The 26,770-nt window shown below is 68.1% G+C and carries 28 protein-coding genes; 20 read left to right on the top strand and 8 right to left on the bottom strand.

The genetic code is table 11. The features are described 5' to 3' along the window. Nucleotides 1–49: 49 nt before the first annotated feature. Nucleotides 50–1,159, top strand: coding sequence for a TerD family protein (locus IBX18_RS30220; protein ID WP_194836888.1), 1,110 nt, complete (start codon nucleotides 50–52; stop codon nucleotides 1,157–1,159). Between the two features lie 33 nt (nucleotides 1,160–1,192). Here IBX18_RS30220 and IBX18_RS30215 read toward each other — a convergent pair whose 3' ends face one another. Then, nucleotides 1,193–1,921 (bottom strand): SDR family oxidoreductase, encoded by a 729-nt coding sequence (locus tag IBX18_RS30215; RefSeq protein WP_306796479.1) that lies wholly within the window; start codon nucleotides 1,919–1,921, stop codon nucleotides 1,193–1,195. A gap of 168 nt (nucleotides 1,922–2,089) precedes the next feature. On the opposite strand from IBX18_RS30215, the gene IBX18_RS30210 reads away from it, so the two are divergent. The 3 genes from IBX18_RS30210 (at nucleotide 2,090) to IBX18_RS30200 (ending at nucleotide 5,556) form a co-directional block, all read left to right on the top strand. Further along, nucleotides 2,090–3,373, top strand: coding sequence for a transcriptional regulator (locus IBX18_RS30210; protein WP_306796478.1), 1,284 nt, complete (start codon nucleotides 2,090–2,092; stop codon nucleotides 3,371–3,373). Nucleotides 3,374–3,437: 64 nt separating this feature from the next. Continuing rightward, nucleotides 3,438–4,961, top strand: a complete 1,524-nt coding sequence (gene adh, locus IBX18_RS30205) for an aldehyde dehydrogenase (RefSeq protein ID WP_194836885.1) — start codon at nucleotides 3,438–3,440, stop codon at nucleotides 4,959–4,961. Between the two features lie 37 nt (nucleotides 4,962–4,998). Beyond that, on the top strand, nucleotides 4,999–5,556 hold the full coding sequence (locus IBX18_RS30200; protein ID WP_194836884.1) for a DUF779 domain-containing protein: 558 nt from the start codon (nucleotides 4,999–5,001) through the stop codon (nucleotides 5,554–5,556). Here the strand turns inward: IBX18_RS30200 and IBX18_RS30195 are convergent. The 3 genes from IBX18_RS30195 to IBX18_RS30185 form a co-directional block, all read right to left on the bottom strand. Continuing rightward, nucleotides 5,538–6,542: a 1-aminocyclopropane-1-carboxylate deaminase gene (locus tag IBX18_RS30195; protein ID WP_194836883.1), complete on the bottom strand. Its 1,005-nt coding sequence runs from the start codon at nucleotides 6,540–6,542 to the stop codon at nucleotides 5,538–5,540. The genes IBX18_RS30200 and IBX18_RS30195 overlap by 19 nt on opposite strands. 27 nt (nucleotides 6,543–6,569) lie before the next feature. Then, entirely contained in the window at nucleotides 6,570–7,238 is a 669-nt protein-coding gene (locus tag IBX18_RS30190) for a GntR family transcriptional regulator (RefSeq protein ID WP_194836882.1), read from the bottom strand. Nucleotides 7,239–7,422: 184 nt separating this feature from the next. After that, entirely contained in the window at nucleotides 7,423–8,175 is a 753-nt protein-coding gene (locus tag IBX18_RS30185) for a Gfo/Idh/MocA family oxidoreductase (RefSeq protein WP_306796477.1), read from the bottom strand. Nucleotides 8,176–8,200: 25 nt separating this feature from the next. On the opposite strand from IBX18_RS30185, the gene IBX18_RS43225 reads away from it, so the two are divergent. From IBX18_RS43225 to IBX18_RS30150, 8 genes are all read left to right on the top strand, one after another. Next, nucleotides 8,201–8,392, top strand: coding sequence for a LysR family transcriptional regulator (locus IBX18_RS43225; protein WP_306796476.1), 192 nt, complete (start codon nucleotides 8,201–8,203; stop codon nucleotides 8,390–8,392). Nucleotides 8,393–8,401: 9 nt separating this feature from the next. After that, a complete protein-coding gene (locus IBX18_RS42395; RefSeq protein ID WP_306796475.1) occupies nucleotides 8,402–8,857 on the top strand; it encodes a LysR substrate-binding domain-containing protein in 456 nt (151 codons plus the stop codon). 109 nt (nucleotides 8,858–8,966) lie between these two features. Further along, the gene (locus tag IBX18_RS30175) at nucleotides 8,967–10,577 is read left to right on the top strand and encodes a hypothetical protein (RefSeq protein ID WP_306796474.1); all 1,611 of its coding nucleotides are present in this window, start codon (nucleotides 8,967–8,969) and stop codon (nucleotides 10,575–10,577) included. Nucleotides 10,578–10,630: 53 nt separating this feature from the next. Then, nucleotides 10,631–11,002 (top strand): FixH family protein, encoded by a 372-nt coding sequence (locus IBX18_RS30170; RefSeq protein WP_194836880.1) that lies wholly within the window; start codon nucleotides 10,631–10,633, stop codon nucleotides 11,000–11,002. Between the two features lie 59 nt (nucleotides 11,003–11,061). After that, nucleotides 11,062–12,210 (top strand): hypothetical protein, encoded by a 1,149-nt coding sequence (locus IBX18_RS30165; RefSeq protein WP_194836879.1) that lies wholly within the window; start codon nucleotides 11,062–11,064, stop codon nucleotides 12,208–12,210. Beyond that, a complete protein-coding gene (locus tag IBX18_RS30160) occupies nucleotides 12,207–12,752 on the top strand; it encodes a hypothetical protein (RefSeq protein ID WP_194836878.1) in 546 nt (181 codons plus the stop codon). Before IBX18_RS30165 ends, IBX18_RS30160 begins: the two co-directional genes overlap by 4 nt. A 29-nt stretch (nucleotides 12,753–12,781) precedes the next feature. Next, the gene (locus tag IBX18_RS30155; RefSeq protein ID WP_194836877.1) at nucleotides 12,782–13,543 is read left to right on the top strand and encodes a type 1 glutamine amidotransferase domain-containing protein; all 762 of its coding nucleotides are present in this window, start codon (nucleotides 12,782–12,784) and stop codon (nucleotides 13,541–13,543) included. A 69-nt stretch (nucleotides 13,544–13,612) separates the two neighbouring features. Beyond that, nucleotides 13,613–14,011, top strand: a complete 399-nt coding sequence (locus tag IBX18_RS30150; protein WP_194836876.1) for a VOC family protein — start codon at nucleotides 13,613–13,615, stop codon at nucleotides 14,009–14,011. A 20-nt stretch (nucleotides 14,012–14,031) separates the two neighbouring features. Here the strand turns inward: IBX18_RS30150 and IBX18_RS30145 are convergent, their stop codons facing one another. From IBX18_RS30145 to IBX18_RS30130, 4 genes are all read right to left on the bottom strand, one after another. Next, entirely contained in the window at nucleotides 14,032–15,111 is a 1,080-nt protein-coding gene (locus tag IBX18_RS30145) for a hypothetical protein (protein WP_194836875.1), read from the bottom strand. Then, on the bottom strand, nucleotides 15,101–16,342 hold the full coding sequence (locus tag IBX18_RS30140; RefSeq protein ID WP_194836874.1) for an ATP-binding protein: 1,242 nt from the start codon (nucleotides 16,340–16,342) through the stop codon (nucleotides 15,101–15,103). The genes IBX18_RS30145 and IBX18_RS30140 overlap by 11 nt, the downstream gene beginning before the upstream one ends. After that, entirely contained in the window at nucleotides 16,339–17,739 is a 1,401-nt protein-coding gene (locus tag IBX18_RS30135) for a cytochrome P450 (protein WP_194836873.1), read from the bottom strand. The genes IBX18_RS30140 and IBX18_RS30135 overlap by 4 nt, the downstream gene beginning before the upstream one ends. A gap of 159 nt (nucleotides 17,740–17,898) precedes the next feature. Then, a complete protein-coding gene (locus IBX18_RS30130; protein WP_194836872.1) occupies nucleotides 17,899–18,801 on the bottom strand; it encodes a LysR family transcriptional regulator in 903 nt (300 codons plus the stop codon). 102 nt (nucleotides 18,802–18,903) lie between these two features. Here IBX18_RS30130 and IBX18_RS30125 point away from each other — a divergent pair, with 102 nt between their 5' ends. From IBX18_RS30125 to pcaB, 8 genes are read left to right on the top strand one after another with little or no spacing between them, the layout of a single operon-like run. Next, entirely contained in the window at nucleotides 18,904–20,133 is a 1,230-nt protein-coding gene (locus IBX18_RS30125) for an aromatic acid/H+ symport family MFS transporter (protein WP_194836871.1), read from the top strand. Then, entirely contained in the window at nucleotides 20,130–21,311 is a 1,182-nt protein-coding gene (locus IBX18_RS30120; protein ID WP_194836870.1) for a 4-hydroxybenzoate 3-monooxygenase, read from the top strand. Before IBX18_RS30125 ends, IBX18_RS30120 begins: the two co-directional genes overlap by 4 nt. Before the next feature lie 24 nt (nucleotides 21,312–21,335). Continuing rightward, nucleotides 21,336–22,160, top strand: coding sequence for a CoA transferase subunit A (locus tag IBX18_RS30115; protein WP_194836869.1), 825 nt, complete (start codon nucleotides 21,336–21,338; stop codon nucleotides 22,158–22,160). Further along, nucleotides 22,157–22,903, top strand: a complete 747-nt coding sequence (locus IBX18_RS30110) for a CoA-transferase subunit beta (RefSeq protein WP_194836868.1) — start codon at nucleotides 22,157–22,159, stop codon at nucleotides 22,901–22,903. Before IBX18_RS30115 ends, IBX18_RS30110 begins: the two co-directional genes overlap by 4 nt. After that, nucleotides 22,900–24,081 carry a thiolase family protein gene (locus IBX18_RS30105; RefSeq protein ID WP_194836867.1) on the top strand — a complete coding sequence of 394 codons (1,182 nt, stop codon included), beginning with the start codon at nucleotides 22,900–22,902 and terminating at the stop codon, nucleotides 24,079–24,081. The genes IBX18_RS30110 and IBX18_RS30105 overlap by 4 nt, the downstream gene beginning before the upstream one ends. Further along, complete coding sequence (pcaH, locus tag IBX18_RS30100) at nucleotides 24,078–24,809, top strand: protocatechuate 3,4-dioxygenase subunit beta (protein WP_194836866.1); 732 nt, start codon at nucleotides 24,078–24,080, stop codon at nucleotides 24,807–24,809. Before IBX18_RS30105 ends, pcaH begins: the two co-directional genes overlap by 4 nt. Then, nucleotides 24,802–25,338, top strand: coding sequence for a protocatechuate 3,4-dioxygenase subunit alpha (pcaG, locus tag IBX18_RS30095; RefSeq protein ID WP_194836865.1), 537 nt, complete (start codon nucleotides 24,802–24,804; stop codon nucleotides 25,336–25,338). The genes pcaH and pcaG overlap by 8 nt, the downstream gene beginning before the upstream one ends. Then, on the top strand, nucleotides 25,331–26,683 hold the full coding sequence (pcaB, locus tag IBX18_RS30090; protein ID WP_194836864.1) for a 3-carboxy-cis,cis-muconate cycloisomerase: 1,353 nt from the start codon (nucleotides 25,331–25,333) through the stop codon (nucleotides 26,681–26,683). Before pcaG ends, pcaB begins: the two co-directional genes overlap by 8 nt. Nucleotides 26,684–26,770: the final 87 nt, after the last annotated feature.

The raw sequence follows: 26,770 nt of genomic DNA, 5'->3' as shown, positions 1-26,770 counted from the left end.
ACGCGCGCCGTTCCCGGCATTCCACGATTGTTTTTGTAGGGTGTGGTGAATGACCGTGCAACTGGCTCGGGGGCAGGTAAATGTGCTCGAAGCCGAGCACATTGTTGTTTCGGTGCGCCACGGCGCGGCGGTCGATCTGTCCGCATTGCTGCTCACCGCGAACGGCATGGTCCGGACGGACGCGGATCTGGTCTTCTACAACCAGCCGCTCGGGGAAGGTGTGCGGCTGGTGCCCGGGGAAGGCGGCCAACCGGGCGCATTGGCGATAGATCTGCGGGTGGTGCCCCCGGGGATCGAGCATGTTCGCGTTGTCGTCGCGCTCGACGATCAGCAGGACAGCCTGGGCGATTATCCAGCGCCTGGACTGCGGATCGATGACGCCGCGGGCAATCGACTGTACGAATTCGTCATCGACGGATCAGGTGCGGAATCGACCGTCGTCGCGGTGGACTTGGATCGGGGCGACCCCTGGCTGCTGCGTCCCCTCGGGCACGGATACCGCAGCGGTTTCGCCGCCCTGGTGTCCGCGCACGGCGTCGCGGTGGGGCGCACACCGAAGCCGGTGCGGCAACTGCCCGATCCGGAAATGGTAAGTGCACTCGCCACCGTTCAGGAATTGGCGCTGCGTAATCCCGGCGGCGCCGAATTGTCCCATGTGAAGATGGCATTGGGCTGGGACCCGGTGCGTGAGCCGGGACGATTCGGTTTGCGGGAAGTCGATATAGATCTCGACGCCTCGGCATTGGTCTTTTCCGGTCGCGAGCTACTCGACGCCGCCTTTTACGGCCACCTGTCCTCCAAAGACGGATCGGTCCGACACCAGGGCGACAATCTCACCGGTGCCGGCCGCGGCGACAACGAAATGATCGACGTCGACCTCACCAGGCTGTCCCCCGAGGCCTCGACTGTGGTTTTCGTCGTAACCTCCTACGCCGGACACACATTCGAGCGAGTGCGCAACGCCTTCTGGCGCTTGGTCGACGGCACCACCGACATCGAACTGACCGGCGGTAGCTTGCGCGTCGGCGGCAAACACACCGGCATGGTGGTCGCGAAGGTCCAACGCGAAGCCGACGTCTGGAAGTTCCGCGCGCTCGGCGCCCCCATCCAGGCCGGCCACCCGGTCGAGGCGGCAGAGCAGGTGGCCCCGTTCCTCTGAGTCGACGCACGAGTTACGGGGCCGACCGGCAGCTCAGTCGACCAGCGCACCGCACGAGAGGTTGAGCACCGCGCCGGTCATCGCGCCCGCGCCGTCGGAGGCGGCATACACCGCGGTCTCGGCGACCTCGGTCAGCCGGGGCAGCCGGCCCAATCGGGTATCACGGACCAAGGGCTGAATCGCCTCGTCGGATTCGGACAACTCGGGCACCGTCTCCGGTGCGAAATTGGAACGGATGCACACCACGCGCACCCCGTAAGGCCCGACCTCGCCGGCCAGGCTGCGATTCAGTGCTTCGATGCCGGCGCAGGCGATATTGAATCCGCCCATCCGGTGCCGGGATTCACCGGCCGCCGTGGCGGACAGCAGCACGATGACGCCCGAGCCCTGCGCCGTCATCCGTCGCGCGGCCGCCGTCGTGGTGATGAAATGCGATTGGGCCGACGCCATGATCGGGGCCAGGAAATCCGCCGGCTCCAGGTCGACGAGCGCAACGTCCTGAACCGCGTCCATCCCCACCGCATTGAAGGAGATATCGAGCGTCCCACCCTCGCCGACTACGCGGTCGGCATGCGCCTCGACAGCGGCTCGATCGAACACGTCAACCGGAGTGACGGTCGCCCGCCCACCCTGCTCGACAATTTCCTCGGCCACCGCGTCGAGCGTCTGCTGCGTCCGCCCGGCCAAGAACACATGGGCCCCTTCCCGAGCGAACGCCCGCGCCACCGCCGCGCCCATATGGCCCGCCGCTCCGTACACCACTGCATTCTTCTTTTCGAGTCGCATGCGAATACAGACGGTGCGGCGCTGCGAAAGTCATCGCACTGCGCGTTCGGCCGAACGCACAGCTGCTGCCCGATCGGTCGGTAGCGTCGAGCTGGGCCCGGCGGCGCATTGATCGGGGCGGATTTGCCGAGGAGGATGGAGTACGTGGCCGGCGGTGCGGATATTCGGGTGAATCCGTGGGTGGCGTTGCGCCCGGACGAGGACGCGGAGCAGGTGGGCACGGATGTGTCGGCGGCGCACGAGTCGTTCGTCGAGCGGGGTGAGGCGCCCGGGTCGGTGCGGCAGGTGGTCGAGGCTTCCTGGGTGCGCAGCCGCGGCAACGGCATCGACCCGGACCGCCAGATCGGCCGGACCTCGCTGACCGGAATCGAATTGGAGCGTTACCGGCGCACCCATCCGATGTCGTCGGTGCGCCCGGTCGTGCAGACCTTGCTGGTCGAGGACGCCAGGGATACCGGGCTGCTGATCGCGCTGAGCGACGCGCACGGCCGATTGCTGTGGGTGGAGGGCGATTCGGCGGCCAGAGACCGTGCCGCGGACATGAACTTCGTCGACGGCGCGGACTGGAGCGAAGCCGCGGTCGGCACCAACGCGCCGGGAACGGCACTGGCCCTTGATCATTGCGTGCAGATCTTCGGTGCCGAGCACTACAGCAGGATGGTGCACCCGTGGAGTTGCGCGGCCGGGCCGGTCCATGACCCGGCGACCGGCCGGATCCTCGGCGCGATCGACATCACCGGCGGCCCCCGTGTCGCTGCGCCGGAAGTACTTTCGCTGATCAGGGCGACCGTGGCTGTCGCGGAGTCGGAACTGCGGGCCCATCCGATCACGATCCGCACGACACCGCGGGTCGAACTGCTGGGCGCCAACCCGGCGCTGCTGTTCGGCAACGAGCGAATTCCGTTGTCGCGCAGGCATTCAGAGATCCTGCTCCTACTGATGGAACATCCGGAGGGCCTCGGCACCGAGCACATCGCGGTGCTGCTCGACGAGCGGGACCTCGACGCGGTCACCGTGCGCGCCGAGATCTCGCGCCTGCGCCGGATTCTCGGCGGCACCGCACTGGGCTCACGCCCCTACCGGCTACTCACCGAGCTCGATTCGGACGTGGGTGAACTGCGGCGCAGCCTGCGCCGCGGCGACATCGGCGCGGCCGTGGCGCGCTACCGCGGCCAGCTGCTGCCCGCCTCGCGCGCGCCCGGTGTCGGCCGGGTGCGCGAATCACTGCGGGCGCGGATGCGCGCCGCCGTGCTGACCTCCAGGGACCCGGCGATTCTCGGCTGGTGGATCGCGTCGGTCGACGGTCGCGAGGACCGTGGCGCGTGGTCGGCCTATCTCGCCTCGCTCGACCGCGATTCCTCGCTGTATGCCCAAGTCGCGGCGCAGCTCGCCATGCTGGATCGCGAGCTCGGCCGTTCCCAACGATGATGCAACGTTGGAACTCTAGTGTCGTGGATCACAGGGGGATCGCCGTGAACGCTAGGAGTTTTCGATGACCGTATACGCCCGTCCTGGTTCGCCGGAGTCGCCGGTGAGCTTCCAGCCTCGCTACGACAACTGGATCGGCGGCCAGTGGGTTGCGCCGGTCAAGGGACAGTATTTCGAGAACCCCACCCCGATCACCGGTGAAACCTTTTGCGAGGTAGCACGTTCCACCGCGGAGGACATCGAGCTCGCGCTCGACGCCGCGCACGCCGCAGCCCCGGCCTGGGGCAAGACCTCGCCCGCCGAACGCGCGGTGATCCTGAACAAGATCGCGGACCGGATCGAGGAGCACCTCGACGCGATCGCCATCGCCGAGACCTGGGACAACGGCAAGCCGATCAGGGAGGCGCTGGCCGCCGACATCCCGCTCGCCGTCGACCACTTCCGCTACTTCGCCGGAGCCATTCGCGCCCAAGAGGGTTCGCTGTCGGAGATCGACAGCGAGACCGTCGCCTACCACTTCCATGAGCCGCTCGGCGTGGTCGGGCAGATCATTCCGTGGAACTTCCCGATCCTGATGGCGACCTGGAAGCTGGCGCCCGCACTGGCCGCGGGCAACGCCGTGGTGCTCAAGCCCGCCGAGCAGACCCCGGCCTCGATCCTGTTCCTGTGGAACATCATCGGCGATCTGCTGCCGCCCGGGGTGGTCAATATCGTGAACGGTTTCGGTTTCGAAGCGGGCAAGCCGCTCGCCTCGAGCAACCGCATCGCGAAGATCGCGTTCACCGGTGAGACGACCACCGGCAGGCTGATCATGCAGTACGCGTCGCAGAACCTGATCCCGGTGACCCTCGAACTCGGCGGCAAGAGCCCGAACATCTTCTTCTCCGATGTGATGAGCGCCGACGACGACTTCCTGGACAAGGCCCTGGAAGGCTTCACGATGTTCGCGCTCAACCAGGGCGAGGTGTGCACGTGCCCGTCGCGCTCGCTGATCCAGGCCGACATCTTCGATCGCTTCCTCGATCTCGCCGCGCTGCGGACGAAGGCAGTGCGCCAGGGTGATCCGCTGGATACCGAGACGATGATCGGCGCGCAGGCGTCCAACGATCAGCTGGAGAAGGTGCTCTCCTACATCGAGATCGGCAAAGGCGAAGGCGCGCAGCTGATTACCGGCGGCGAACGCGCGATGCTCGGCGGCGACCTGAACGGCGGCTACTACGTGCAGCCGACGATCTTCACCGGCCGCAACGCGATGCGGATCTTCCAGGAGGAGATCTTCGGCCCGGTGGTGTCGGTGACCTCGTTCACCGACTACGACGACGCCATCTCGATCGCCAACGACACCCTGTACGGCCTCGGCGCCGGCGTGTGGTCCCGGGACGGTGGCACCGCCTACCGGGCGGGCCGCGAGATCCAGGCCGGACGGGTGTGGACCAACACCTATCACCAGTACCCGGCGCACGCGGCGTTCGGCGGGTACAAGCAGTCCGGTATCGGCCGGGAGAACCACAAGATGATGCTCGACCACTACCAGCAGACCAAGAACCTGCTGGTCAGCTACGCGCCGAAAGCCATGGGATTCTTCTGATGCCGGGCGAGCGGGCCGCGCGGGAACGGGCGCCACGGTGAGTGCCGCCCCGCCCCGTTTGGTCGCGACCGTGGGGGCGGCGGCGTTGTTGCGCCGCCTCCGCGATGTGCACGGCGCGCTGATGATGCACCAGTCCGGCGGGTGCTGCGACGGCTCGTCGCCGATGTGTTATCCGTTGGGGGAGTTCATCGTCGGCGATCGCGACGTGCTGGTCGGCCTCCTCGATCTGCGGCTGGCGGTGGGGGAGGTGCCCGCGAGTCTGCCGTCCGCCGACCTCGACGCGGTGCCGGTGTGGATCTCCGGCTCGCAGTTCCAGGCGTGGAAGCACACGCAACTCGTCATCGACGTGGTGCCCGGACGGGGCGGTGGCTTCAGCCTGGAGGCACCGGAAGGCTGGCGATTCCTCAGCAGGGCACGGGCTTTCACGGCGGCGGAGAACGAAGCGCTCGACTCGGCGCCACCCCTCGTGGGTGCCGAGTATGCCGCCGGGGCCCGTCCGCCGGTTCCCGATGCCGCACAGGTGGTGGCCGAGGCGGCGGACGCATGTCCGGTGCCCGCGCCGCCGACCCCGTCCGGTCAGAAGACGCCGCTGTAGGCGTTGAGGGCGGGCTGGCCGCCGAGGTGGGCGTACAAAACGGTGGAATCCTTGGGGATTTCACCGTTTTGCACGAGGTCGAGGAGACCGGCCATCGACTTGCCCTCGTAGACCGGGTCGATGATCATGCCTTCGAGGCTGCCGGTGAGCCGGATGGCGTCCAGGGTGGATGGCACCGGGATGCCGTACCGGTCACCGGCCCAGCCCTCCAGGACGGTGATCTCGTCGTCGCGTAGTTCGCGGCCGAGGCCGATGAGTTCGGCTGTACTGCGGGCGATCTTGGCCACTTGGGCGTGGGTCTCGGCGAGCTTGGCCGAGGCGTCGATGCCGAGGACACGACGGGGACGGTCCTGACCGGCGAAGCCCGCGATCATGCCTGCCTGGGTGCTGCCGGTGACGCTGCACACCACGATGGTGTCGAAGAATACGCCGAGCTCGCGCTCTTGCCGCTGCACCTCGTAGGCCCAGTTGGCGAAGCCGAGGCCGCCCAGTGGATGGTCGGACGCGCCCGCCGGAATCGGGTACGGGGTACCGCCCGCGGCCCGGACGTCGTCGAGGGCCTGGTGCCAGCTGTCCTTGAAGCCGATCCCGAACCCTGCCCGGACCAGCCGCACGTCGGCACCCATGATGCGGGACAGCAGGATATTGCCGACCTTGTCGTTGACCGGGTCGGGCCAGTCGACCCAGCTCTCCTGGACCAAGACCGCCTTCAATCCGGCTTTGGCGGCGACCGCGGCCACCTGCCGCGTGTGATTGGACTGCACGCCGCCGATGCTGACCAGGGTGTCCGCGCCTTTGCTCAGCGCGTCGTGCACCAGGTATTCCAGTTTGCGAGTCTTGTTGCCGCCGAAGGCAAGACCGCTGTTGCAGTCCTCGCGCTTGGCCCAGATCCGAGCGCCGCCGAGATGATCGCTGAGCCGGTCCAGCGGGTGGATCGGGCTCGGTCCGAACAGCAGGGGATAACGCTCGAAGGTGTCGAGAGACATCGATGGTTCCTAGGGATGCAGCCGGTATTACGTTCCGGGAGTGAGGTTTTCGAGCAGGGGTACCAGCGTCTGCCAGTTCGCCCGGGTGCCTGCCACCGCGCCTTCGACATCGCCTGCCTCGCACAGCGCGATGATGCGGTCGTGCTGCGCTACGGAACTGCGGCCGCTCAGGGAGGAGAACCGCAGGCGCTCCACCCGGCGCAGTACCGGGGTGAACTGTTCGAGGACGCTGCGGATGGCGTCGTTGGCGCTCGCGGTGACCGGGATGCGATGGAAGTCGTCGTCGGCGGTGATCGCGGCGTCGACATCGTTGCGGCGCAAGGCTTCTGCGAAGCGTGCGTTGGCTTCGCGCATGGCCGCCAGTTCGTCGGCAGAGAGGTTGGGCAGGGCCTCGCGCACGGCGAGTTCGTGCATGGCGGTGGTGACGGACTGGGCGGCGCGGACCGCGCGGACGTCGAGCGGGCTGACGATGGTGTAGCGGCCGGGTTTGGTCTGCACCAGACCCGCCTGCTCCAGGCGCATGAGCGCCTCTCGCACCGGTGTTCGGCTGACGCCGAGCCATTTCACCAGGTCGTTGTCGTTGAGGCGTTCGCCGGGCGCGAGGGTGCCGTCGACGATGGCGTCCCGGATCGCGCGGTAGGCGTTCTCTCGAAGCAGTGACCTGGCGACGAGACCTTCGCTGTGCGGAACCGGCATGCAATATATTGCATGCTACGGCGGCAGGGTTGTCAAGGGTGCCAGTCGAATTGCGGCCCGGTGGATTTCGTCGATGATCAGGAAGGTGCCTGGTGGAAGTGCTCGATCGCCTGTTGGACGCGTAGGCCTGTCGCGAAGTCGGGCAGTGTCGAGTGCTGCCCGCGGATGGCTCGGGCGAACGCGCTCAGGCGGGTGTGCTCGGTGCCGCGTGGTCCGCTCGGGGCGACTTCCGTCCATTGGCCGCCGTCGCTGATGTGCAGCCGCGACCAGTCGGTGATGCGGAATGATCGTTCGGTGCCATGAGGGTCCATTCGTATGTCTCGGGTGCGGCGGCAACTCTTCCGGCGATGGTGATCGGGATATCGCCTGCCGTAAATCGTCCTGCGGCAAACGTTTCGGCTGCGGTGCCGTACCGGATGTGGGTCGAAGCCGGAGTGAGCGGGCCGAGCAGCTGGTCGGTGAGGAACAGGTAGTGCGAACCGACTTCGCGTAGCAGGTCGCCTTGTTCGCGACCGGCGACCCAGCGGGCGTCGCGCTGGAAGGGGCGGGGCCAGCTCGGAAAGGTGAACCGCATGTCCACGCCGACGACGTCACCGGCTTCGCCGTTGCGTAGCGCTTGCCCGACCGCGAGTGCGGCAGCGCGATCGGCCAGGGTGAAGTTGAGGGCATTCACCACGCCGGTCGCGGTGGCGACGCGCACCATCTCCGCCCCGTCGCTGAGCCGCACGGCGAGAGGCTTTTCCGATAAGACGGCCTTGCCCGCGGACATCGCGGCTATCGCGTAGCCGGCGTGGGTGTCCGGCGGCGAGGCGATGTAGATGGCGTCCAGTCGAGCGCTGTCGAGCAGGGGTGCTGCGGAGTGGCCCAGGGAAATAACCGGATGCTGGGCGCGAATCCGTTCGAGGGCAGTGGGATTCGGGTCGGCTGCCGCTACCACCTCGAAGTCCGGGTGCCGCGCGGTCGTGGAGAACGGCTCGATCCACGGCGCGGCCGCCCGGCTCGGCTACACGCCGTCCGCGATCAGTCAGCACATCGCCGCGCTCCAGCGGGAGACCGGAATGCCGTTGGTAGAGCGGCACGGACGCGACATCCGGCCCACCGAGGCAGGTGTGAGGTCGGCGAGTGCGGTTTCCGCACGGGCGATTTCCTCCTGAATCCGACGCGTGTGTTCGGCGAGCAGGGGCCTACGCACACTGCACCTGCTCGACGATCCGTTCCTCGCGGTGCTGCCGCCTGCCCATCCGCTCGCCAGGCAGCCGGTCATCGAGTTGGGGCAGCTGCGAGCGGAACGGTGGATCGACAACGAGTGGCCGAGCACCCTGTGCCGGGAAACCATGCTGAAGGCTTGCGGTGCGGCCGGATTCAGCCCGGACTTCGTGGTGGAGGCGCACGACTACGCCGCCGCTGTCGGTTTCGTCGCTGCCGGGCTGGGGTTGACGCTGATTCCGCGCCTGGCGCTGCGTGCGATCCCGACCGAGTCGGTCGTGTGCCGTCCGGTCGTCGGTCCGGTCCCGACGAGAACGATTGTCGCGGTGGTCAAGGCGGGTGCCGAGTCGCAGCCGCCGCTGTCTGTCTTCCTCGATCTGCTCCGCGCGGCCGCCGATGAGCACGGCGGGTAGCGGGGGCATTCTCCGGGACATCCCCTATGACGGCATCAACCCGATGGGGGAGTCGGGGTCCCCTCAGGAGGTGATGATCTTGCGGGTTCGCGGCCATAGCATGGCGCGAGTGACTGTCGCCCCTGCCGTTCGCTGTCGCGCCCTGCTCGTCGCCGGGTTGCTGGCCTTGCTCGTGTCGGCTGGAATGGCGCCCGCATCTGCTGATTCCGCGTCCGCGGGCGGGGATATCTCGATCGCGCAGTCCCTCGGCGACCGGGAGCTCACGGTCGTGCTGCGCCGGGTGACGAGCGTCCCGGGGCCGCTGCGGGTGGATGTCGTTACGCACGCGGGCACGGCCGCAGGGCAACTCACGCTCGCGGCGACGCCGATGGGGGCCGTGCCGGACCTGCCTGCTCCTGGAGCTCCCACTGCGGAGGCGGTTGTCGAACTCGGCGGCACGCCGGGCATGTATCCGGCGACCTTGGACATGGATCGGCCCGGCCCTTGGGAACTCGCGATCGGTGACGGTGTGCGCGTGGCGCGGATTCCATTCGTCGTGCCCGCGCAGGTCACCTCGCCGCCGGAGCGGCTGGTGTACGGCGGGTTTCTGGTAGCCGGTGTGCTGCTTCCAGTTTCGGTGTTGGTGGCGATGCGGGCGCGGCGCACGGCGTGGGCGTTGCTGCCTGCCGGTGGGATGGTGGCGGGGGTTGCCGTGTCGGTGACGGCCGCCCTGCTGTCGGTGTCGTTGCCGTTGCCGCCGCAGCCGGGCGGTCAGCTCGACCCCACCGTGGACAATGTCACCGATCCGTATTCGGTTGGTCAGCCGATGATCTCGGACTACTCCCGGCCGCCGGTGTTGCTCACGGTGGCGGGTGCTGCGGTAGCCGGGCGGGGGAGCGACTTCGATCTGGTGTTGATCGATGCGGCCACCGGAGCGTTGGCGGACGACATCGTCGTGCACGACAGTGCGTTCGTGCATCTGCTGGTGGTCGGTCCGAATGGTGGACTCTCGCACTTACATCCGATCCGGACCGGTCCCGGTCGCTATCAGGTCCATCTGACGGCATCCGAGCCTGGCCGCTATGCGTTGTCGGCGGAGTTGGCTCGTCGGGGTGGGGGTGTGCAAATGGTTCGTGCCGCAACCGGAGTCGAGGTCGCGCCGAGTGATTCTGTGCCCCAGGTGTCGAACAGCCCGTTGCATCTCGGTGGGAGCGACAAGTCCGCGTCGATGGTTGTCGGGGGCAATGCCATTACCGTCAGGACAACCGAGGCGGTGGTCGGGAAACCCACGACCATCACTGCCGAAGTCGGCGACACTGCTGATCTGCAACCGTGGCTCGGCATGGTCGGGCACCTGGTCATGGCGGGACCGGTGCCGACGGGCAGCGTGGATATCGCTGCGGCCGTGCAGAACTCGGCCGTCTGGGGGCACGCCCACTCGATGGGGCCGACGTCGATGCAAGATATGCCAGGGATGGCTGGTGGGCACGACATGCCAGGGATGAGCGGTGGGCACGACATGTCGGGGATGCCCGACGCGGGCCGCGGCGTGATGCTGATGCCGCCCGCCAACGGCGAGAGTCCGCCCGACGAAACGGTCGCCGCGTTCGGGCCTGACGTGCCGTTCACCTTCACGTTCCCGGTCGCGGGCAGGTATCGGCTCTGGATCCAGGTCGAACGGAACTACACGGTGCTCACCGTTCCTGTGGTGCTCGATGTCGCGGCGGGGGCACGTCGATGAGCGCGTCGTCCACTGGTCCTCGTTCGCTTCGTATCGTTGCGGCAGTAGCCGCCGTGGTCGTCATCGCCACCATCGGATGGCTGGTGTGGCCGAGCTCGCCCGACCCTGTCGTGCTGAAAGCCGGTACACCGCAACACCTCGTCACCGTCACTATCGACAGCCTCCGTCTCGGCGACACCGCTGTGGACGTCACCGTCACCGATCGCACCGGCGCGGCGATAGACCATGCGGCGGTACAGGTTCAAGCGATCCAGCCGCTGATGGGCCACGCCGGAGCGCCGGTCCCGGCCGCCGCCACCGGGTCCGGTCATTTCCGCGCCGCATCGGTGTCGCTGATGATGACCGGCCCATGGGAGCTGCGCTTGTTCATCGACGCGCACCACGGCATCGACCAGGTCACCTTGCCCCTGTGGGTCGGCGGCTGAGCCGAAAAGACGCACGCATCAGCACGAATCGCAAGACCACCGAGGAGGGACCGCTCGTCATGGATATCTCAGCACCGTCCGACACGATCGAAGACGGGAGCACGCCTACGGCGCACACCGCCACGTCCGACAACAGCACCGCGGCCCGCGTCGGCGCATGGGGCGTGCTGCTCGGCACCGCCGTCACGTTGATCGGCCTGAGCTGGGATATCCAGTGGCACAACGACGTCGGCCCCGACACGTTCTTCACGCTGCCGCACCTGTTCCTGTATTCCGGCAGTGCCATCTCCGGATTCGCCAGCCTCGCCATGGTTTTCCTCGCCACCTCCGCCCAACGGGCCGGACGGCCGGTGCCCGCGCTGGGTGGCACGCCCATCCGGGTGTTCGGCAGTAACCTCACGGCCCCGCTCGGTTACATGGTTGCCGGGGCGGGCGCCGCGTTGTTCCTGCTCTACGGGCTGCTCGACATGCAGTGGCATGCGATCTACGGTTTCGACGCGGTGCTGAACACGCCGTCGCACGTGGCGCTGTTCCTGTCGATCACGCTCACCATGATCGGCAGCATCATGGTCTTCGCGTCCCACCGCGACCACCGCTGGGGTCAGGTCGGCATCGTGCTGGCAATCCCGATCATGATCACCTTCGCGCCCATCCTCACCCAAGCGCTGGACAATCTCGAACTGCCCGTCGACTCGACCATTCTCGGTGTTCTGCTGTTCGGGCCGATGCTGCTCGTCCTCGGTGCGGCGGCGCTGGCCCGCCCCGGTGCCGCCATCGCCATCGCGGTCGCCCTCGGCTCGATCCAGGCGGCCCTGTGGTGGTTCTCGCCGTGGGCCGCGGAAGCCTATGCCTCGTCCATCGGGCTGCCGCTGCGGGACGGGCTCGGTTCTCGGCCGCCGTCGTTGCCCGCGATCATGCCGATGTTCCTGATCGTCGCGGCCGTCGCCGTGGAGGGCCTGTTCTGGCTGGCCCGCACCCGTGGTTTCGACCCGAACAAGATCGTGCCGGCGGCCGGTCTGGTGACCGGGCTCGTGGTCGGCGTGACCTTCCCGCTGCAGTTGCAGTTCACGCATTTCTTCGCCCGCCTCGCCCTCAACGACGTCGTGCTGTCCACGGTCGTCGCGATACCGCTCGGCCTGCTCGCCGGTTTCCTCGCAGGCCGCTTCGTCCGCATGCTGCCCGCGCCCGCCACGGAGGTCGCCCGATGATCGCGCTGCGCAAACTCGCCCTCACCGTGCTCGCCGCGATCACCCTGTCGTTGGTCGCGATCGCCCCCGCCTCCGCCTACGCCCCCGTCGACATCGTGCACACCGAACGAGTCCAGGTCGGCCCCTACGCCATGACCGTCGGCTTCTCCACCTGGCCCATCCGCGCGATGAGGTCGCTCGACTTCACGTTCATGCCCGAAGGCGGTATCGCCGACAAGACCGGCGCGTTCCGGATGGCCGGCCCCGCGTTCAAGTCATGGAAACGCAACGCCCCGTTCGTCCGCCACCCGCGCAAACGCGACTCCTGGGGCCTGGACATCATGGCTATCGACGACCCCGGCGATTACTCCATCACCTTCCTCCTCGACGGACCCCTCGGCCACGGCGAAGGCACCCTCGACGGTATCCACGTCCTCGACCAACCCGGCCCGCCGCTGCCGCTCAGCTGGACCATCGCCACCCTGCCCCTGCTCGGCCTCATCGCCTTCCTCGCGGTCGCCTGGCGCCGCACCCGACCCGGCCGTCAGCCATTGAACCTCTAAACGGGCAAATTCACCGCTACCCTTTGTAGATGATCCTGTTTCTCCTGCCCGCCCGCGACTACGACCCCACCGAATCCGCGGTGCCGTGGGCGGCCCTGCGAGACGCAGGCGTGCCCGTCCGCTTCGCCACCCCCGAAGGTCGAGTCGCCCTCGCCGACGATCGCCTCGTCGAGCAGGGCTTCTCGATCCTCTCCCCACTCCTGATGACCCGGCCGGACGCGCTACACGACTACGACCGGATGCGCGAGGACCCGGACTTCCAATCACCTCTTGCCTATGCCGACGTAGTCGATGAAGAAATCTCCGGCGTCGTCGTCCCCGGCGGCCACGCCCCCGGCATGAAGTCGATGCTCGAATCCTCCACTGCCCAAGGAATTTTCGGCCGCGCCCTACTCGCCGATAAACCTGTAGCTGCCGTCTGTCACGGCGTATTGCTGGCCGCCCGCGCCACCGACCCGCAAACCGGCCGCTCCGTGCTCTACGACCGCCGAACCACCGCTGTCACCGCAACTCTAGAACTCTCCGCCTGGAACCTGACCCGCCTCCGCCTCGGCAGCTACTACCGCACCTACCCCCAGACCGTCCAAGCGGAAGTCACTGCCGCCCTGCGCGATCCGCGCCAATTCGAACCCGGGCCCCTGCTCCCGCGCCGCGATACCGCAACCCACCCGAACCGCGGCTTCACAGTCCGCGACCGCAACTACCTCTCCGCCCGCTGGCCAGGCGACTGCCACCGCCTCGCCGCCGAATACCGAGAACTGGTGCTGGAGAACCGAAACGCCACCCCCTGAGCGCTGGTGCGGTGCCCTGAACAGAGAGGGCTAGGCCCCGCCCAGCAGCCGCACTACGCTCGATTCATCATGCAAGAACTGCTCGGAATCAACCACCTGACCCTCGCCACCCCCGACCTCGACCAGCTCGTGAGCTACTACGAGCTGCTCGGAGCCAGACTCGCCTTCGAACGCCCCGCCACCCTCGACGACCCACGCATCGCGGTCATCGACGTCGGCGCCGCCGACCACCTCATGCTCGTCGAAACCTCTACCCCCACAACCCTCGACCTCGACCCGCTGGGCCGAGCAGGATGGGGACTGCGCGTAGGAACACACGACCTGCTGTGCGAGGTACGCGAACGAATCCTGTCCGCCGGATGGCCCGTCGGAGAGATCGAGACCCTACCCACCCAATGGACCATGACGGCCCGCGATCCCGACGGACGCCCCGTAGATATCCGAGCCCACCGCCCCCGCGTGACATAGCCAGGGGTCCGCTCTGCGGATCAGGGGGACTTGCGGGGTGGGGGTGGGTCGCTGGATTCGTCTGAGCGGACTGCTCGGTCGAGGGTGACGGTTACTGTTCCGGCGCTGTCGATTTCGGTGCGGCGGTTGCCGCATTTTTCGTCTACCAGGACGGTGGCGAGGTTGTGGCGACCTGGGGGGAGTACGCGGACGGTTACTTGGCCGTGGGTGGTGTTGTCCAGTTCGCGGGTGGCTACTTCGCGGACTCGGGTGCTGAGAGGGGTGGGGGCGGATTCGAGTCCGCCGTCGTCGAGCAGCATGACTTCTACGCCGCGGGCGCGGGCGGCGCGGGCGGCGGCGAGCAGTTCGGGGGTGGAGAGGGTGGGGGCGCGGAGTTCGTCGCGGAGTTCGGCCTCGAGCAGGCGGCATTCTTCGCGCTCGTCGGGCTGGAAGGGGACGGCGGCGGCGATGCGTTCGAGCATGGGGCGGGCGCGGCGGTCCAGGCGGTCGAGTTGGCGTTTGCGTTCGGCGTTCTGCGCGTCGAGCCTGGCTTGTTTGACGGCGCGGGCGGTGGACTCGACTTCCAGCTCGTGCAGGGAACGCAGGGTGGGGCGCATGATGGCGGCGAACGCGGCGGCGATGGCGACGTTGACGAGTGGCACGATCGCCTGCACGTACACGGTCGGATTGCCGTCCGAAGCGAGTACGACGGCCAGCCAGGTGGCCGCGGTTCCCGTCCAGGCCAAGATGTTTCGGCCGCGCAGGACGAGCATGGCGAGCGCGCTGCCGCCGGTGTACGCGGTCCAGACGCTGGTGTTGGCGTCGAGCTCGGCGGTCACCTGGTCGCTGGCGATCAGGGTGGCGACGGCGCCGGCGGACGCCACGAAGACGGCCGCATAGGTATGGATCGGTTTCCCGGTGTCGAGCACGACGACGACGGTGGCGGCGACGATCACGATCGCGGCGGCGACCAGGGTCACCGAGAGAGGCAGCTCGGCTCGGCGGACCGAGCGGATCATCACGGCGGCGTCGGTGGCCAGCACCACGGCGATGATGGTCACCATGGTGGAGCGGTGCGCGCTGAGCAGCCTGCTCAGGTCGCCACTGCTGTCAGGTGTCATCGGGCGCATTCCACTCCAGGATGATCCGCGTGCCTGCACCGGGCTGGGACTCGATGACGGCGCGGCCGCCGGCTTCGCGCATCCGCTGCACGATGCTCACGGTGAGCCCGAGCCGGTTGGCCGCGACGACCGCCGGGTCGAACCCGGCACCGTCGTCGCCGACGACGACGGTGAGTCCGGAGGCGCGCGCCTCGATCCTCAACTGTCTTGCGACAGTGCGTCCGGGCACGCCGGCATGCCGCACGCTGTTCCGAACAGCTTCGGCGGCGGCCTGGGCGAGCGCGGTGACGGTGGCCGAGTCGATGCGCAGATCGGCCGAGTTGCAGTCGTGCCGAACCTGCACGCGCAGTTCGGCATCGGTGGCACCGACCGCTTCGCGCGTGATCGTCTCGATCGCCTCGAGATCGGTGCACAGGTCGCTGATCCGCCCGATGGCGGCGAACTGGCCGAGGGCTTGATTGGCTTGCCGCGCAAGCATGCTGGGACTACCGCCGCGGGAGGTGTCGAGCAGCGTGGCGAGCACCTTGTCGTGGATCACCCCGGCGAAGCGGGCGCGCTCGCTGGCGCGGGCCTCGTCCGCCGCCGCGAGCGAGGCCTGATGGTGTGCGCGCGCCCGCTCCTGGTCGAGCAGGCGGGCCGCGCGGCGCGCCATCTCCGTGATGTAGACGAAGGTCACCGTGATGCCCAGGATACGCATCGAGGTGAGCCCGAACTCGGTCCAGCTGAGGTCGCCGGTGGCCTGTCCGGTGGACGACGCGGCGAGCGTCGCGACGCCGACGACGTAGATCGAAACCACCGGCGCCCGCCAGGCCAGCGTGGCGGCGACCCCGCCGAGCGGCACCAGCCGATAGATCCAGGCCACGTCGTCGGTGATCTGTCCCGGCGCCACCGCGAAGCCGGACAACGCGACGGCCACGGCGAAAACCGTTGCGTGCGTTGCCGCGAGGGCTCGCACGGCAGTCAGCGGGGCGCGCAGCGCGAGCCCCGCCATCAGCAGCGCGGTGCCGTACACACCACACATGGCCAGCACGGTCCACCAGGTCGGGAAGTGCCGCGACTGTCTGGCGATCTCGGCGGCGTCACCGACACCGAAGATCCAGACACCGACGCCGAGCGCGAAGGCGAGGATGCGTTCGATCTGCTCGGTCGCCGCCCGGGTGGACGAGGACCGCCGACAGAATCGGCGCGACACCGCCGCCGCGACGCGGTCGGACAATGACGGCGAAGTCATCGAGATTCGCCGACCTCGATCCCGGACAGCTCGCGGGTCGATACCTGCCGCCTCTGCGTGTAGACCACTCGGGCCTCGCGCTTCGGGCGCAGGTTGATCGTCAGCTTCATCCCGACGTCACCGTCGATCCGTTGCAGCGTGCCGCCGCTGAGCAGCAGCGCGGTGAAGATCTGCCCCTCGAGCAATGCGAGGGCCGAACCGATGCAGACGTGTTCACCGGCGCCGAAAGGCAAGTAGGACAGTCGTTCCCACGGTCGCGCCGACTCCTGGGCGAACCGATCGGGGTCGAAGGTCAAGGGATCGGGATACTGCCGCGCCGAACGGTGCATCACGTAGGGGGCGACGAACACGATCGTGCCCTCGCCGATCGCGTAGTCACCGATCCGCGTGTCCTGCGCGGCCTCGCGCAGGAACGCGGGCGACGGCGGATACAGCCGCATCGATTCCTTGAACACCTGCAAACAGTAAGGGAGCTGTGGCAGATCCGCCGCGGTGGGCGCCGCCCCATCGAGGACCCGGTCTGCTTCTGCCGCGGCCCGCCGGGCGATGCCGGGATGCCGCGACAGCGCGTATGCGGTCCAGAACATCGCGTCGGCGCTGGTCTCGTGCGCCGCCGCCCACAGGTTGATCACCTCGTCGACGAGCCGATTCTCGCTCATCGGCGCGCCGTCGCGGTCACGCTGGGCGAGCAGCGCCGTCACGATGTCGTCGTGCCGCCCGGGTTGCCGACGGCGCGTGTCGATCATCCGGGCAGCCCAGTCGCGCACCAGGGCGAGATCGGCGATGAAGTCGCGATTGCGCTTCGTCGGAATGTTCAACGGCGCGACGATCGGCCGCGACATCGCCCGCATTTCCCAGTCGAAGATCCTGGTCGCCGCGTCGACCACGTCCGCGTGATCGTCGAGTGGCTCATCGATCAGCAGCCCGGCGACGACATCGTGCATCATCGCCTGCACCCCGGCGAGCAGATCGACCTCGCCCGCCGCCTGCCACCGCCGCAGATGCGCCTGCATGCGGGTCGCCATCACGTCGACGTATTTCGGCACCCGCCGCGCCGTGAACAGCGGCGCGACCATTGCCCGCTGCGTGCGGTGCACCTCGCCCTCGGAGATGATCAACCCCTCGCGCAGCGCGGGCCACAGCGTGCCGGTCACCGCCCTGGCCCGCCGGAATTCCGGGGCCCGCGATACCAGGACCTCGTGGATCTCCTCCGGTCCGGTCACCAGCGCCGCAGGAAACATCCCGATCCGAAACCCGGCTACCGGTCCCTGCTGGTCGGCGAGCCGACCCATCACGGCCAGCGGATCACGGAACCAGCGCAGAGTTGTCCCCAACCCGCGCACCCCGCTGCGCCCATGATCCAATTGCTCGAATTTTCCCGCCCGATCATCGTTCACTGACGATTCCTCCCATGGTCGTCATCGAAGTCAGAGCGATTCGTCAGCCCCGCCGCCCCCGTATTCAATTATGGGACGTCTGACGAGCAGTCTGCCTGTCCGGGGATCGTAATGTGCCGCGCGATGCGTAGTCATGCCCGCAGAACTGGGGTCCGCGGTTCACGGCAGATCTTGCAGCGCTGCTCGGATCACCTCGAGGAACCACGCCTGGGCCGGGCTGCGGCCGGGCGTCCGGCGGGTGTAGGCGGCGATCTCGGCGGGTTCGATGGCCCACGGCAATGCGAAGGTCCGTACGCGATGGGTTCGGGCCAAGGCGCGCGCGACGCGCTGCGGCACGATGGCGACCAGGTCGGTGTCCTGCACGGCATACGGGAGCGTCGCGAAACGTGTTACCCTGACGGCGATTTGGCCTTCCAGGCCATAGGTGCGCAACGCTTGACGGGGTGCGGGATGACCCGTGGTTCCGTCGACGACAATGTGCCGTTCGCCGCGCAGCTCGTCCTCGGTCGCCGAATCACCGCGCAGGCGTGGATGATCGACCGCGACCATGCCCGCATACCCCTCGGTGAACAGTGGAAGCCGGTGCAGCCGAACGGAATCCAGCACCGGGCTGGCCACGATCGCGTCGACCCGGCCGCGGGTGAGTTCGTCTGTGGCGGTGTCGATGTCGAACGCATGCACCTGCAAGGTCGCTGCGGGTGCCCGCGCCGCGAGTTCGGCGAGCACCAGCGGCAGCGTGTTCACCTCGCCGAGGTCGGACAGGCCGATCGAGAAACTGACCGGTCCGGACGCATCGAATTGTGTTGCGGCGCCGATGGTCACATCGAGCTGCTCGATGGCGGTGCGCAGCGGCGGATAGAGCCGCTCGGCCTCCGAACTCGGCACCAGGCCGCCGGGCCCGCGCACGAACAGCTCGTCACCGAGCCGCCTGCGCAGCTTGCCCAACCCGTAGCTGACGGTGGGCTGGGTGACGCCGAGGACGTCCGCCGCCGCCGTCACGCTCCGCGTCTCGTAGAGCAGCACGAAGGTCCGGATGAGGTTCAGATCGAACTCCGCCGCCATAGATCTCCTCTATACAGATGTGAAAAAACATCTATTGGATTTCTGATGTGGCCGATCGTAGCGTGATGGCAGTCACAACTGCACACCAGAAACGAAGTCACCATGAAGAAGTTGCTGTCCTGGCCGGCCGTGCTCTGCTGGCTGATCGTGCTGCTGGAGGGCTACGACCTAGTCGTTCTCGGCGCCGTCATTCCCACCCTCATCGATCAGCACCACGTCGGATTCACCGCGGCCAGTGCGACTTTCGCCGCGACCATTTCGCTGGTGGGCGTGGCCATCGGTGCGACGGCCTCCGGCCCGATCGCCGATCGCTACGGCCGCCGCCGCATGCTGATCAGCTCGATTGCGGTGTTCTCCCTGTTCACCGCCGTTGTTCCACTGGCCGGATCGGTCACTGTCTTCGCCGTGTTCCGGCTGATCGCCGGCGTGGGCCTCGGCGCGTGCCTGCCGACCGCGCTGACCTTCATGGCCGAACACATGCCGCCTGCGCGCCGGGCCTTCGCCAGCACGATCACCATGACCGGCTATCACACCGGGGCGGTGCTCACCGCACTGCTCGCGCTGCGGGTCATCCCGCATTGGCAGCCGCTGTTCTACGGCGGTGGCCTGGCCGGTTTCGTGCTGCTGCCGGTGATCTGGGCGAAATTGCCGGAGTCCGAGGCGTTCCTCGCGGCCAAGGACGCGCCCACCCGCGTGCGGCCTGCGGTGTTGCTGAAGCCGTTGTATCTGCGTGCCACGCTGGGTGTTTGGGTCGGATCATTCATGGGGCTGCTGCTTGTCTACGGGTTGAACACCTGGCTGCCGAAGCTGATGCGTGATGCCGGGTACAACATGTCGACCTCGTTGACGGTGCTGTTGATGTTGAACATCGGTGCGGTGATCGGCCTGCTGACGGCAGGGACGCTCGCTGATCGGCGGGGCATCAAACCGACGGTGCTGGTGTGGTTCGGTGCGGCGGCGGTGTTCCTGGCGCTGCTCAGTATCAAGATTTCCAGCACGGTGCTGCTCAACGCGCTGGTGCTGGTCACCGGAGTCTTCGTCTTCTCCGCGCAGGTGCTCATCTATGCCTACGTAACTCAGGCCTACCCCGCTGAGATCAGAGCCACGGCAATGGGATTCGCGGCAGGTGTCGGCCGGCTCGGCGCCATCTTCGGACCTACCATCACCGGCTGGCTCATCGTCCTCGGTTCCGCGAACCCCTGGGGCTTCTACCTTTTCGCGGCGGTCGCCGGGATAGGTCTGCTCGCCATGGCCGCCGTGCCGCGCACCACCGTCGATGGACTCGCGCCGGAGCCGGCCCCGTTGATCGACGAAGGAGCACGCCCGGCATGAGGACCACCCGCACCCAGGTAGCGATCGTCGGCGCCGGTCCGGCCGGTCTGTTGCTCTCGCATCTGCTGCACCGCGCGGGGATCGAGTCCGTCGTCGTCGATATCCGCACGTACGAGCAGATCGCGGGCACGATCCGGGCGGGCATTCTCGAAGCGGGTTCTGTTCGGCTGCTGGTGGATTCGGGAGTATCCGATCGCGTGCTCACCGAGGGCCACCGGCACGACGGGGTGGTGCTGCGTTTCGACGGGGAGAACCACCGGATCGACTTCCAGGAGCTGGTCGGTGAATCCGTCTGGCTGTACCCGCAAACCGAGGTGTTCCTGGATTTGTCGAGGCGACGCACGATCGACGGGGGAGACGTGCGCTACGGCGTGGCCGATACCGTCGTCGACCACACCGGCGCCCGCCCGACGGTGACGTGTACCGAGCCGGACGGCAGCCGAGTGCGTATCGAGGCCGACCTGCTCGTCGGTGCGGACGGCTCCCGATCGGTCTGCCGCCACGCCTTCCCGCCCGGCACCCGCGCCGAGTGGTTCCGCGAATACCCGTTCGCCTGGTTCGGCTTCCTGACCGAGGCGCCGCCCTCCCACCACGAATTGATCTATACCCGTTCGGAGTTCGGCTTCGCGCTGATCAGCCAGCGCACACCGACGATGCAGCGGATGTACTTCCAATGCGCGCCCGACGAGCGCCCGCAGGACTGGGACGACGACCGGATCTGGACCGAGATGCGCCGCCGCGTCAACGGCAACGGCTTCGCCCTGCGGGAAGGCCCGATCAGCGCGAAGATGGTGCTGCCGTTCCGCTCCTTCGTCACCGCACCGCTGCGCCACGGTCGGCTGCTGCTGGCCGGCGATGCCGCGCATACCGTGCCGCCGACCGGCGCGAAAGGGCTGAACCTGGCGCTCGCCGACGTGGCCGTGCTGGCCGAGGCGATCGGCGACTTCTACCGCGCCGGTGACGCCGACGTACTCGACCGGTACACCGAGCGCGCCGTGCGGCGGGTGTGGCGGGCACAGCACTTTTCGTACTGGGCGACCACGATGCTGCACGCGGTGGGCGGTGCGTCCCCCTTCGATATCAAGCGACAGCGCGGTGAGCTGTCGCTGATCGCCGATTCCCGGTATGGCGCAGCATATTTCGCTGAGGCCTACACCGGCTGGCAGCAGCAGAACTAGACCCGACGAACGTAAGGAGTGATTGTGGCCCGGATTTCGTCCTTGGCGGACGCGGTAGCCGAACTCGTCCACGACGGCGACACCGTTGCCCTGGAAGGCTTTACGCACCTGATCCCGGTCGCGGCCGGACAGGAGATCATCCGGCAGCGCAGGCGCGAGCTGACCCTGGTGCGGATGACCCCGGACATCGTGTACGACCAGCTGATCGGCGCAGGCTGCGCAGCGAAACTGATCTTCTCGTGGGGCGGCAACCCCGGAGTCGGTTCGCTGCACCGGTTTCGGGACGCGGTCGAGCATGCCTGGCCCAGCGCGCTGGCGATCGAGGAGCACAGTCACGCGGGCATGGCCAACCGCTATGTCGCGGGTGCCTCCGGTCTGCCGTTCGCGGTGCTGCGTGGCTACGTCGGCACGGATCTGCCGACGGTGACCGAGACCATCAAGCCGATCACCTGCCCGTTCACCGGTGAGCGGCTGACCGCGGTGCCCGCGATCAACCCCGACGTCACCGTGATTCACGCCCAGCGCGCGGACCGGGCCGGGAACGTGCAGCTGTGGGGTCTGCTCGGGGTGCAGAAGGAAGCCGTGCTCGCCGCGCGCCGCAGCCTGGTCACCGTCGAAGAGATCGTCGACGAGCTCACCCCGGTGCCCGGTGCGATCGTGCTACCCGCCTGGGCGGTCACCATGGTGGCCGAGGTTCCCGGCGGTGCGAATCCTTCCTACGCGCACGGGTATTCCGAACGGGACAACGCTTATTACGCCGCGTGGGACGCGATCAGCCGTGATCGAGAACGTTTCGCCGACTGGCTGGAGCAGCACGTATTCGCCGACATCGCAGGGAGCGTGGCATGAGAAGCTCGACCTCCGACGAGACGATGACCGTCGCGGCCGCGCGGGCCCTGAGCGGCGGCCAGCGGTGTTTCGTCGGCATCGGCCTGCCGTCCACCGCCGCGAATCTGGCGCGCACCACCCACGCGCCGGACCTGGTGCTCATCTACGAGTCCGGCACGCTGGGTTCCAAGCCGGGCCGGCTGCCCGCCTCGATCGGCGACGGCATCCTCGCCGAGACCGCCGACGCGGTGATCAGTGTGCCGGAGGTGTTCAACTACTGGCTGCAGCCGGGACGCATCGATATCGGGTTCCTCGGCGCGGCGCAGCTGGACCGCTTCGGCAATATCAACACCACCGTCATCGGCGACTACCGGAAGCCGAAGGTGCGGTTGCCGGGCGCGGGTGGCGCGCCGGAGATCGCCGCGTCGTGCGGTGAGGTGTTCGTCGTGGTCCGGCAATCACGTCAATCCTTTGTCGAGCGAGTCGATTTCGTCACCTCGTTCGGGCACGGGCGCGGCGGTGCCGAGCGCGCGCGACTCGGGCTGCGCGGGGCCGGACCGACGCAGGTGATCACGGATCTTGGCATCATGCGACCCGACGAGAACGGTGAGCTCGTGCTGACGGCGGTGCACCCCGGGGTGACCGTCGAACAGGTCCGTGCGGCCACCGGTTGGGAGCTGAAGGTCGCCGCCGACCTGGCGGTCACCGAGCCGCCGACCGCCGCCGAACTCGCGGCCCTGCACACCTTGCAGGCGGCGTCATGAGCGCAGCATTTCTCTACGACGGCGTGCGAACCCCCTTCGGCCGCTACGGCGGTGCGCTCGCGGGCACTCGCCCCGACGACCTCGCCGCGCACGTCCTGCGCACGTTGGCCGAACGCACGCAACTGGACCCGGCGACGGTGGACGACGTGCTGTTCGGCGCCGCCAACCAGGCGGGTGAGGACAACCGCAACGTCGCGCGGATGGCCGCGCTGCTCGCGGGCTGGCCGACCTCGGTACCCGGCGCCACCGTGAACCGTTTGTGCGGTTCGAGTTTGGACGCGGTGCTGCACGCTTCTCGCATGATCGAGACCGGTGACGCCTCGGTCCTCGTGGCCGGCGGAGTCGAGTCGATGAGCCGTGCACCATGGGTAATGACCAAGCCGCCCAGAGGATTTCCCGCAGGCGACGCCACGCTGCATTCGACGACACTGGGCTGGCGCCTGGTCAACCCGGAAATGCCCGCGCGGTGGACGGTATCGCTGGGCGAGGGCACCGAACTGCTCGCCGACCTCTTCGGCATCGATCGCGCGGCACAGGACGAATTCGCTACGCGCAGCCATCAACTCGCCGCTCAGGCCTGGAAGGACGGCTTCTACGACGACCACGTCGCGGCCCTGCCGGACATCGACCTCAGCCGGGACGAACCGGTGCGCCCGGACACCACGGTGGCCACCCTGGCGCGCCTGCGCCCATCGTTCCGCCCGAACGGGACGGTGACCGCGGGCAATGCCTCACCGCTGAGCGACGGCGCCTGCGCCCTGCTGCTCGGTGCCGAGACGCTCGCCGATCGGATCGGTAGCGCGCCACTCGCCCGCATCGCCGGCCGCGGCGCGGCAGGCGTCGACCCGGACGCGTTCGGCATCGGTCCGGTAGAGGCCGCGCGAATTGCGCTGCGGCGAGCCGGGATCGGCTGGGGCGACGTCGGGGTGGTGGAACTGAACGAGGCGTTCGCCGCGCAGTCCCTCGCCTGTCTGGCCGGGTGGCCGGAGCTGGACCCGGCGATCGTCAATGTGAACGGCGGCGCGATCGCGCTCGGGCACCCGCTGGGTGCGTCCGGCGTCAGGCTCGTCAATCAGCTCGCCCGTGAAATGCGCCGTCGCGGCAGCCGGTGGGGACTGGCCGCACTGTGCATCGGTGTCGGCCAAGGTCTCGCCGTCGTGCTGGAGGCAACGTCATGAAGACGCGACCGGTGCACCCGGCGGGTTTCCGTCGCGATCCCGACGACATCCACCCGCCGCTGGACTTTCCCGGCTACACCTCCACGGTGCTGCGGCATCCGCGTGAATCGCTGATCCTGTTGCCGCAGCGGCTCACCGAACTCACCGGCCCGGTGTTCGGCTCGGATCGGTTGGGCCCCAACGATAATGATCTGACTGCCCAGCACGCGGGCGAGCCGATCGGTCAGCGCATCATCGTGCACGGACGATTGCTCGACGGCGACGGCAAGCCCATCCCGCATTCGCTGGTGGAGATCTGGCAGGCCAACGCGGGCGGGCGCTATCGGCACGACCGCGACCGTTGGAACTGCGCGCTGGACCCCAACTTCGACGGAGCCGGGCGCACCTACACCGACGGTGCCGGGCGCTACGAGTTCACCACGATCAAGCCCGGTGCCTACCCATGGCGTAACCATCACAACGCGTGGCGGCCCGCGCACATCCACTTCTCGCTGTTCGGACAGGCCTTCGCGCAGCGGCTGGTGACGCAGATGTACTTCCCGGACGATCCGCTGTTCTTCCAGGATCCGGTGTTCAATTCGGTTCCCCAGCACGCCCGTGAATTACTGGTCAGCCGTTTCGATTACGCGCGCAGCGAGCCGGAGCGGGCGCTGGCCTTCGAGTTCGACATCGTTCTGCGCGGCCGCGACGCGACACCGTTCGAACACGAGGAGGACGACGATGACTAGCTTGCGCAGCACCCCGTCCCAGACCGTCGGGCCTTATCTGCACATCGGCTTGATTCGCGATGAGTGCGAGTTCGCCGTGCCGCTGGGAACTGCTGGCGCGGTGTGGATTACGGGCCGGGTGTTCGATGGAGCGGGTACGGCCATCGATGACGCCATGGTCGAGACCTGGCAGGCCGACGCACCAGGATCGGCCGACGACGAGCGCAACGACCGAAGAGGCTTCGCGCGCAGCGACACTCGGCGCGGGCAGTTCGCCATCTACACGGTCGTGCCGGGTCCAGTGAGCGACGGTGCCGGGGGCCTACAGGCGCCGCACCTCGATATGTCGGTGTTCGCCCGCGGGCTACTGCATCGGCTGGTCACCCGGGTCTACTTTCCGGAACATGCCGACCGTCATCGGGCCGACCCGGTGCTGGCCACGGTGCCACCGGAACGGCGCGACACGCTGATCGCCGTGCGTGACGGTGACGGATACGTGTTCGACGTGCACCTCCAGGGCGCGGGCGAAACGGTGTTCTTCGATGTCTGAGGGACTGTTCGACGGCGTGCTCGCGGCGGGACCCGTCGCAGAGCTGGTCGCTGACCGGGCTTGGGTGCAGGCGATGCTCGATTTCGAGGCGGCGCTCGCACTGGCCTCGGCCGCGGTGGGCGAGATTCCGGCCGAGGCCGCAGCGGCCATCGAAAGGTGCTGCCACGCCGAGCAGTACGACATCGCGGAGCTCGGCGCGGCCGCGGTGGGCATCGGCAATCCCGCGGGTCCACTGGCGCGCGCACTGACTGCGCGGGTCACCCCTGAGGCGGCTGCCTACGTGCATCTGGGCGCGACCAGTCAGGACGTCCTCGATACCGCCGCCATGCTGGTGACCGCGCGGGCACTGACCGCGCTGCGCGCCGATCTACACGCCTGCGCGGACAGGCTCGCGCAACTTGCCGAGGAACACGCGGGCACGGTGCTGGCTGGGCGCAGTTTGCTCCAGCAGGCACCGCCGGTCACCTTCGGGCTCACCGCGGCCGGCTGGCTCAGCGGCGTGGTCGCGGCGCTGGACCGCATCGACACGCTTCTCCGGGATCGGCTCGCGGTCCAATTCGGTGGCGCTGTCGGCACTTTGGCTGCGCTGCGCGGCAATGGCATTCCCGTATTGAGCGAGCTCGCGCATCGCCTCGGACTGGCCGAGCCGGTGCTGCCGTGGCACACCGAGCGCAGCCGGATCGCCGAGGTCGCCGGGGTGCTCGGGCAGACGAGCGGTGCGGTCGCGAAGATCGCCCGTGATGTGACGCTGCTGGCGCAGACCGAGATCGCCGAAGTGTGCGAACAGGGTCCGCCGGGCAGTGGTGGCTCATCGACGATGCCGCACAAGCGGAATCCGGTCGCCGCGGTGTTGGCCGCTGGTTCGGCAGCGCAAGCGCCGGGGCTGGTCGCCACGCTGCTGGGCGCCGCCGCGCACGAACACCAGCGGGCCGCCGGATCGTGGCATGCCGAGTGGCGGCCACTGATCGAGCTGCTGCGCAGTACCGGGTCGGCGGTGCACTGGCTTCGGGTCTGCCTGGACCGTCTCCAGATCGATGCGCAGCGCATGCGCGCCAACCTCGACAGCACCGGTGGCCAGCTGCTGGCTGAGCACGTCGCGATCGAGTTGGTGTCAGCCTCGCACGGTGCGGTGGGCCGACAAGAGGCAGGCGACCTCGTCGCGGAATGTTGCCTTCAGGCCGAGGCAACGGCGACTGATCTCGCCGACGTGCTCGCGACCACCCCCGCCATCGCAAAGTTTCTGAGCCGCAACAGAATCGGTGAACTGCTCGAGCCAGCCGGCTATCTGGGCTCCACGGAGGAATTCATCCGCCGCGCACTACATGACCGGCAGTCGAGCCTATGACCGCCACTCAGGTCAACCGCCACAGCCGCACAGGTTTTGACAGACGCACGCGTGTCAGCGCGGCGAGTCGGTGTGCGGGAAATCAAA

This window comes from Nocardia sp. XZ_19_369 (assembly GCF_015355715.1).
Classification (GTDB): domain Bacteria; phylum Actinomycetota; class Actinomycetes; order Mycobacteriales; family Mycobacteriaceae; genus Nocardia.
Note: the sequence above shows the minus strand (reverse complement) of the source record. Positions and strands in the feature narration are given on the sequence as shown.

Coding starts and splice junctions, on each gene's coding strand:
- IBX18_RS30195 (WP_194836883.1), bottom strand. CDS start 6,542: ATGTCTCTCGACACCTTCGAGCGTTATCCCCTGCTGTTCGGACCGAGC.
- IBX18_RS30140 (WP_194836874.1), bottom strand. CDS start 16,342: ATGACTTCGCCGTCATTGTCCGACCGCGTCGCGGCGGCGGTGTCGCGC.
- IBX18_RS30125 (WP_194836871.1), top strand. CDS start 18,904: ATGAAGAAGTTGCTGTCCTGGCCGGCCGTGCTCTGCTGGCTGATCGTG.
- pcaH (WP_194836866.1), top strand. CDS start 24,078: ATGAAGACGCGACCGGTGCACCCGGCGGGTTTCCGTCGCGATCCCGAC.
- IBX18_RS30160 (WP_194836878.1), top strand. CDS start 12,207: ATGATCGCGCTGCGCAAACTCGCCCTCACCGTGCTCGCCGCGATCACC.
- IBX18_RS30150 (WP_194836876.1), top strand. CDS start 13,613: ATGCAAGAACTGCTCGGAATCAACCACCTGACCCTCGCCACCCCCGAC.
- adh (WP_194836885.1), top strand. CDS start 3,438: ATGACCGTATACGCCCGTCCTGGTTCGCCGGAGTCGCCGGTGAGCTTC.
- IBX18_RS30165 (WP_194836879.1), top strand. CDS start 11,062: ATGGATATCTCAGCACCGTCCGACACGATCGAAGACGGGAGCACGCCT.
- IBX18_RS30220 (WP_194836888.1), top strand. CDS start 50: ATGACCGTGCAACTGGCTCGGGGGCAGGTAAATGTGCTCGAAGCCGAG.
- IBX18_RS30145 (WP_194836875.1), bottom strand. CDS start 15,111: ATGACACCTGACAGCAGTGGCGACCTGAGCAGGCTGCTCAGCGCGCAC.
- IBX18_RS30105 (WP_194836867.1), top strand. CDS start 22,900: ATGAGCGCAGCATTTCTCTACGACGGCGTGCGAACCCCCTTCGGCCGC.
- IBX18_RS30110 (WP_194836868.1), top strand. CDS start 22,157: ATGAGAAGCTCGACCTCCGACGAGACGATGACCGTCGCGGCCGCGCGG.
- IBX18_RS30130 (WP_194836872.1), bottom strand. CDS start 18,801: ATGGCGGCGGAGTTCGATCTGAACCTCATCCGGACCTTCGTGCTGCTC.
- IBX18_RS30120 (WP_194836870.1), top strand. CDS start 20,130: ATGAGGACCACCCGCACCCAGGTAGCGATCGTCGGCGCCGGTCCGGCC.
- pcaB (WP_194836864.1), top strand. CDS start 25,331: ATGTCTGAGGGACTGTTCGACGGCGTGCTCGCGGCGGGACCCGTCGCA.
- IBX18_RS30190 (WP_194836882.1), bottom strand. CDS start 7,238: ATGCCGGTTCCGCACAGCGAAGGTCTCGTCGCCAGGTCACTGCTTCGA.
- IBX18_RS30155 (WP_194836877.1), top strand. CDS start 12,782: ATGATCCTGTTTCTCCTGCCCGCCCGCGACTACGACCCCACCGAATCC.
- pcaG (WP_194836865.1), top strand. CDS start 24,802: ATGACTAGCTTGCGCAGCACCCCGTCCCAGACCGTCGGGCCTTATCTG.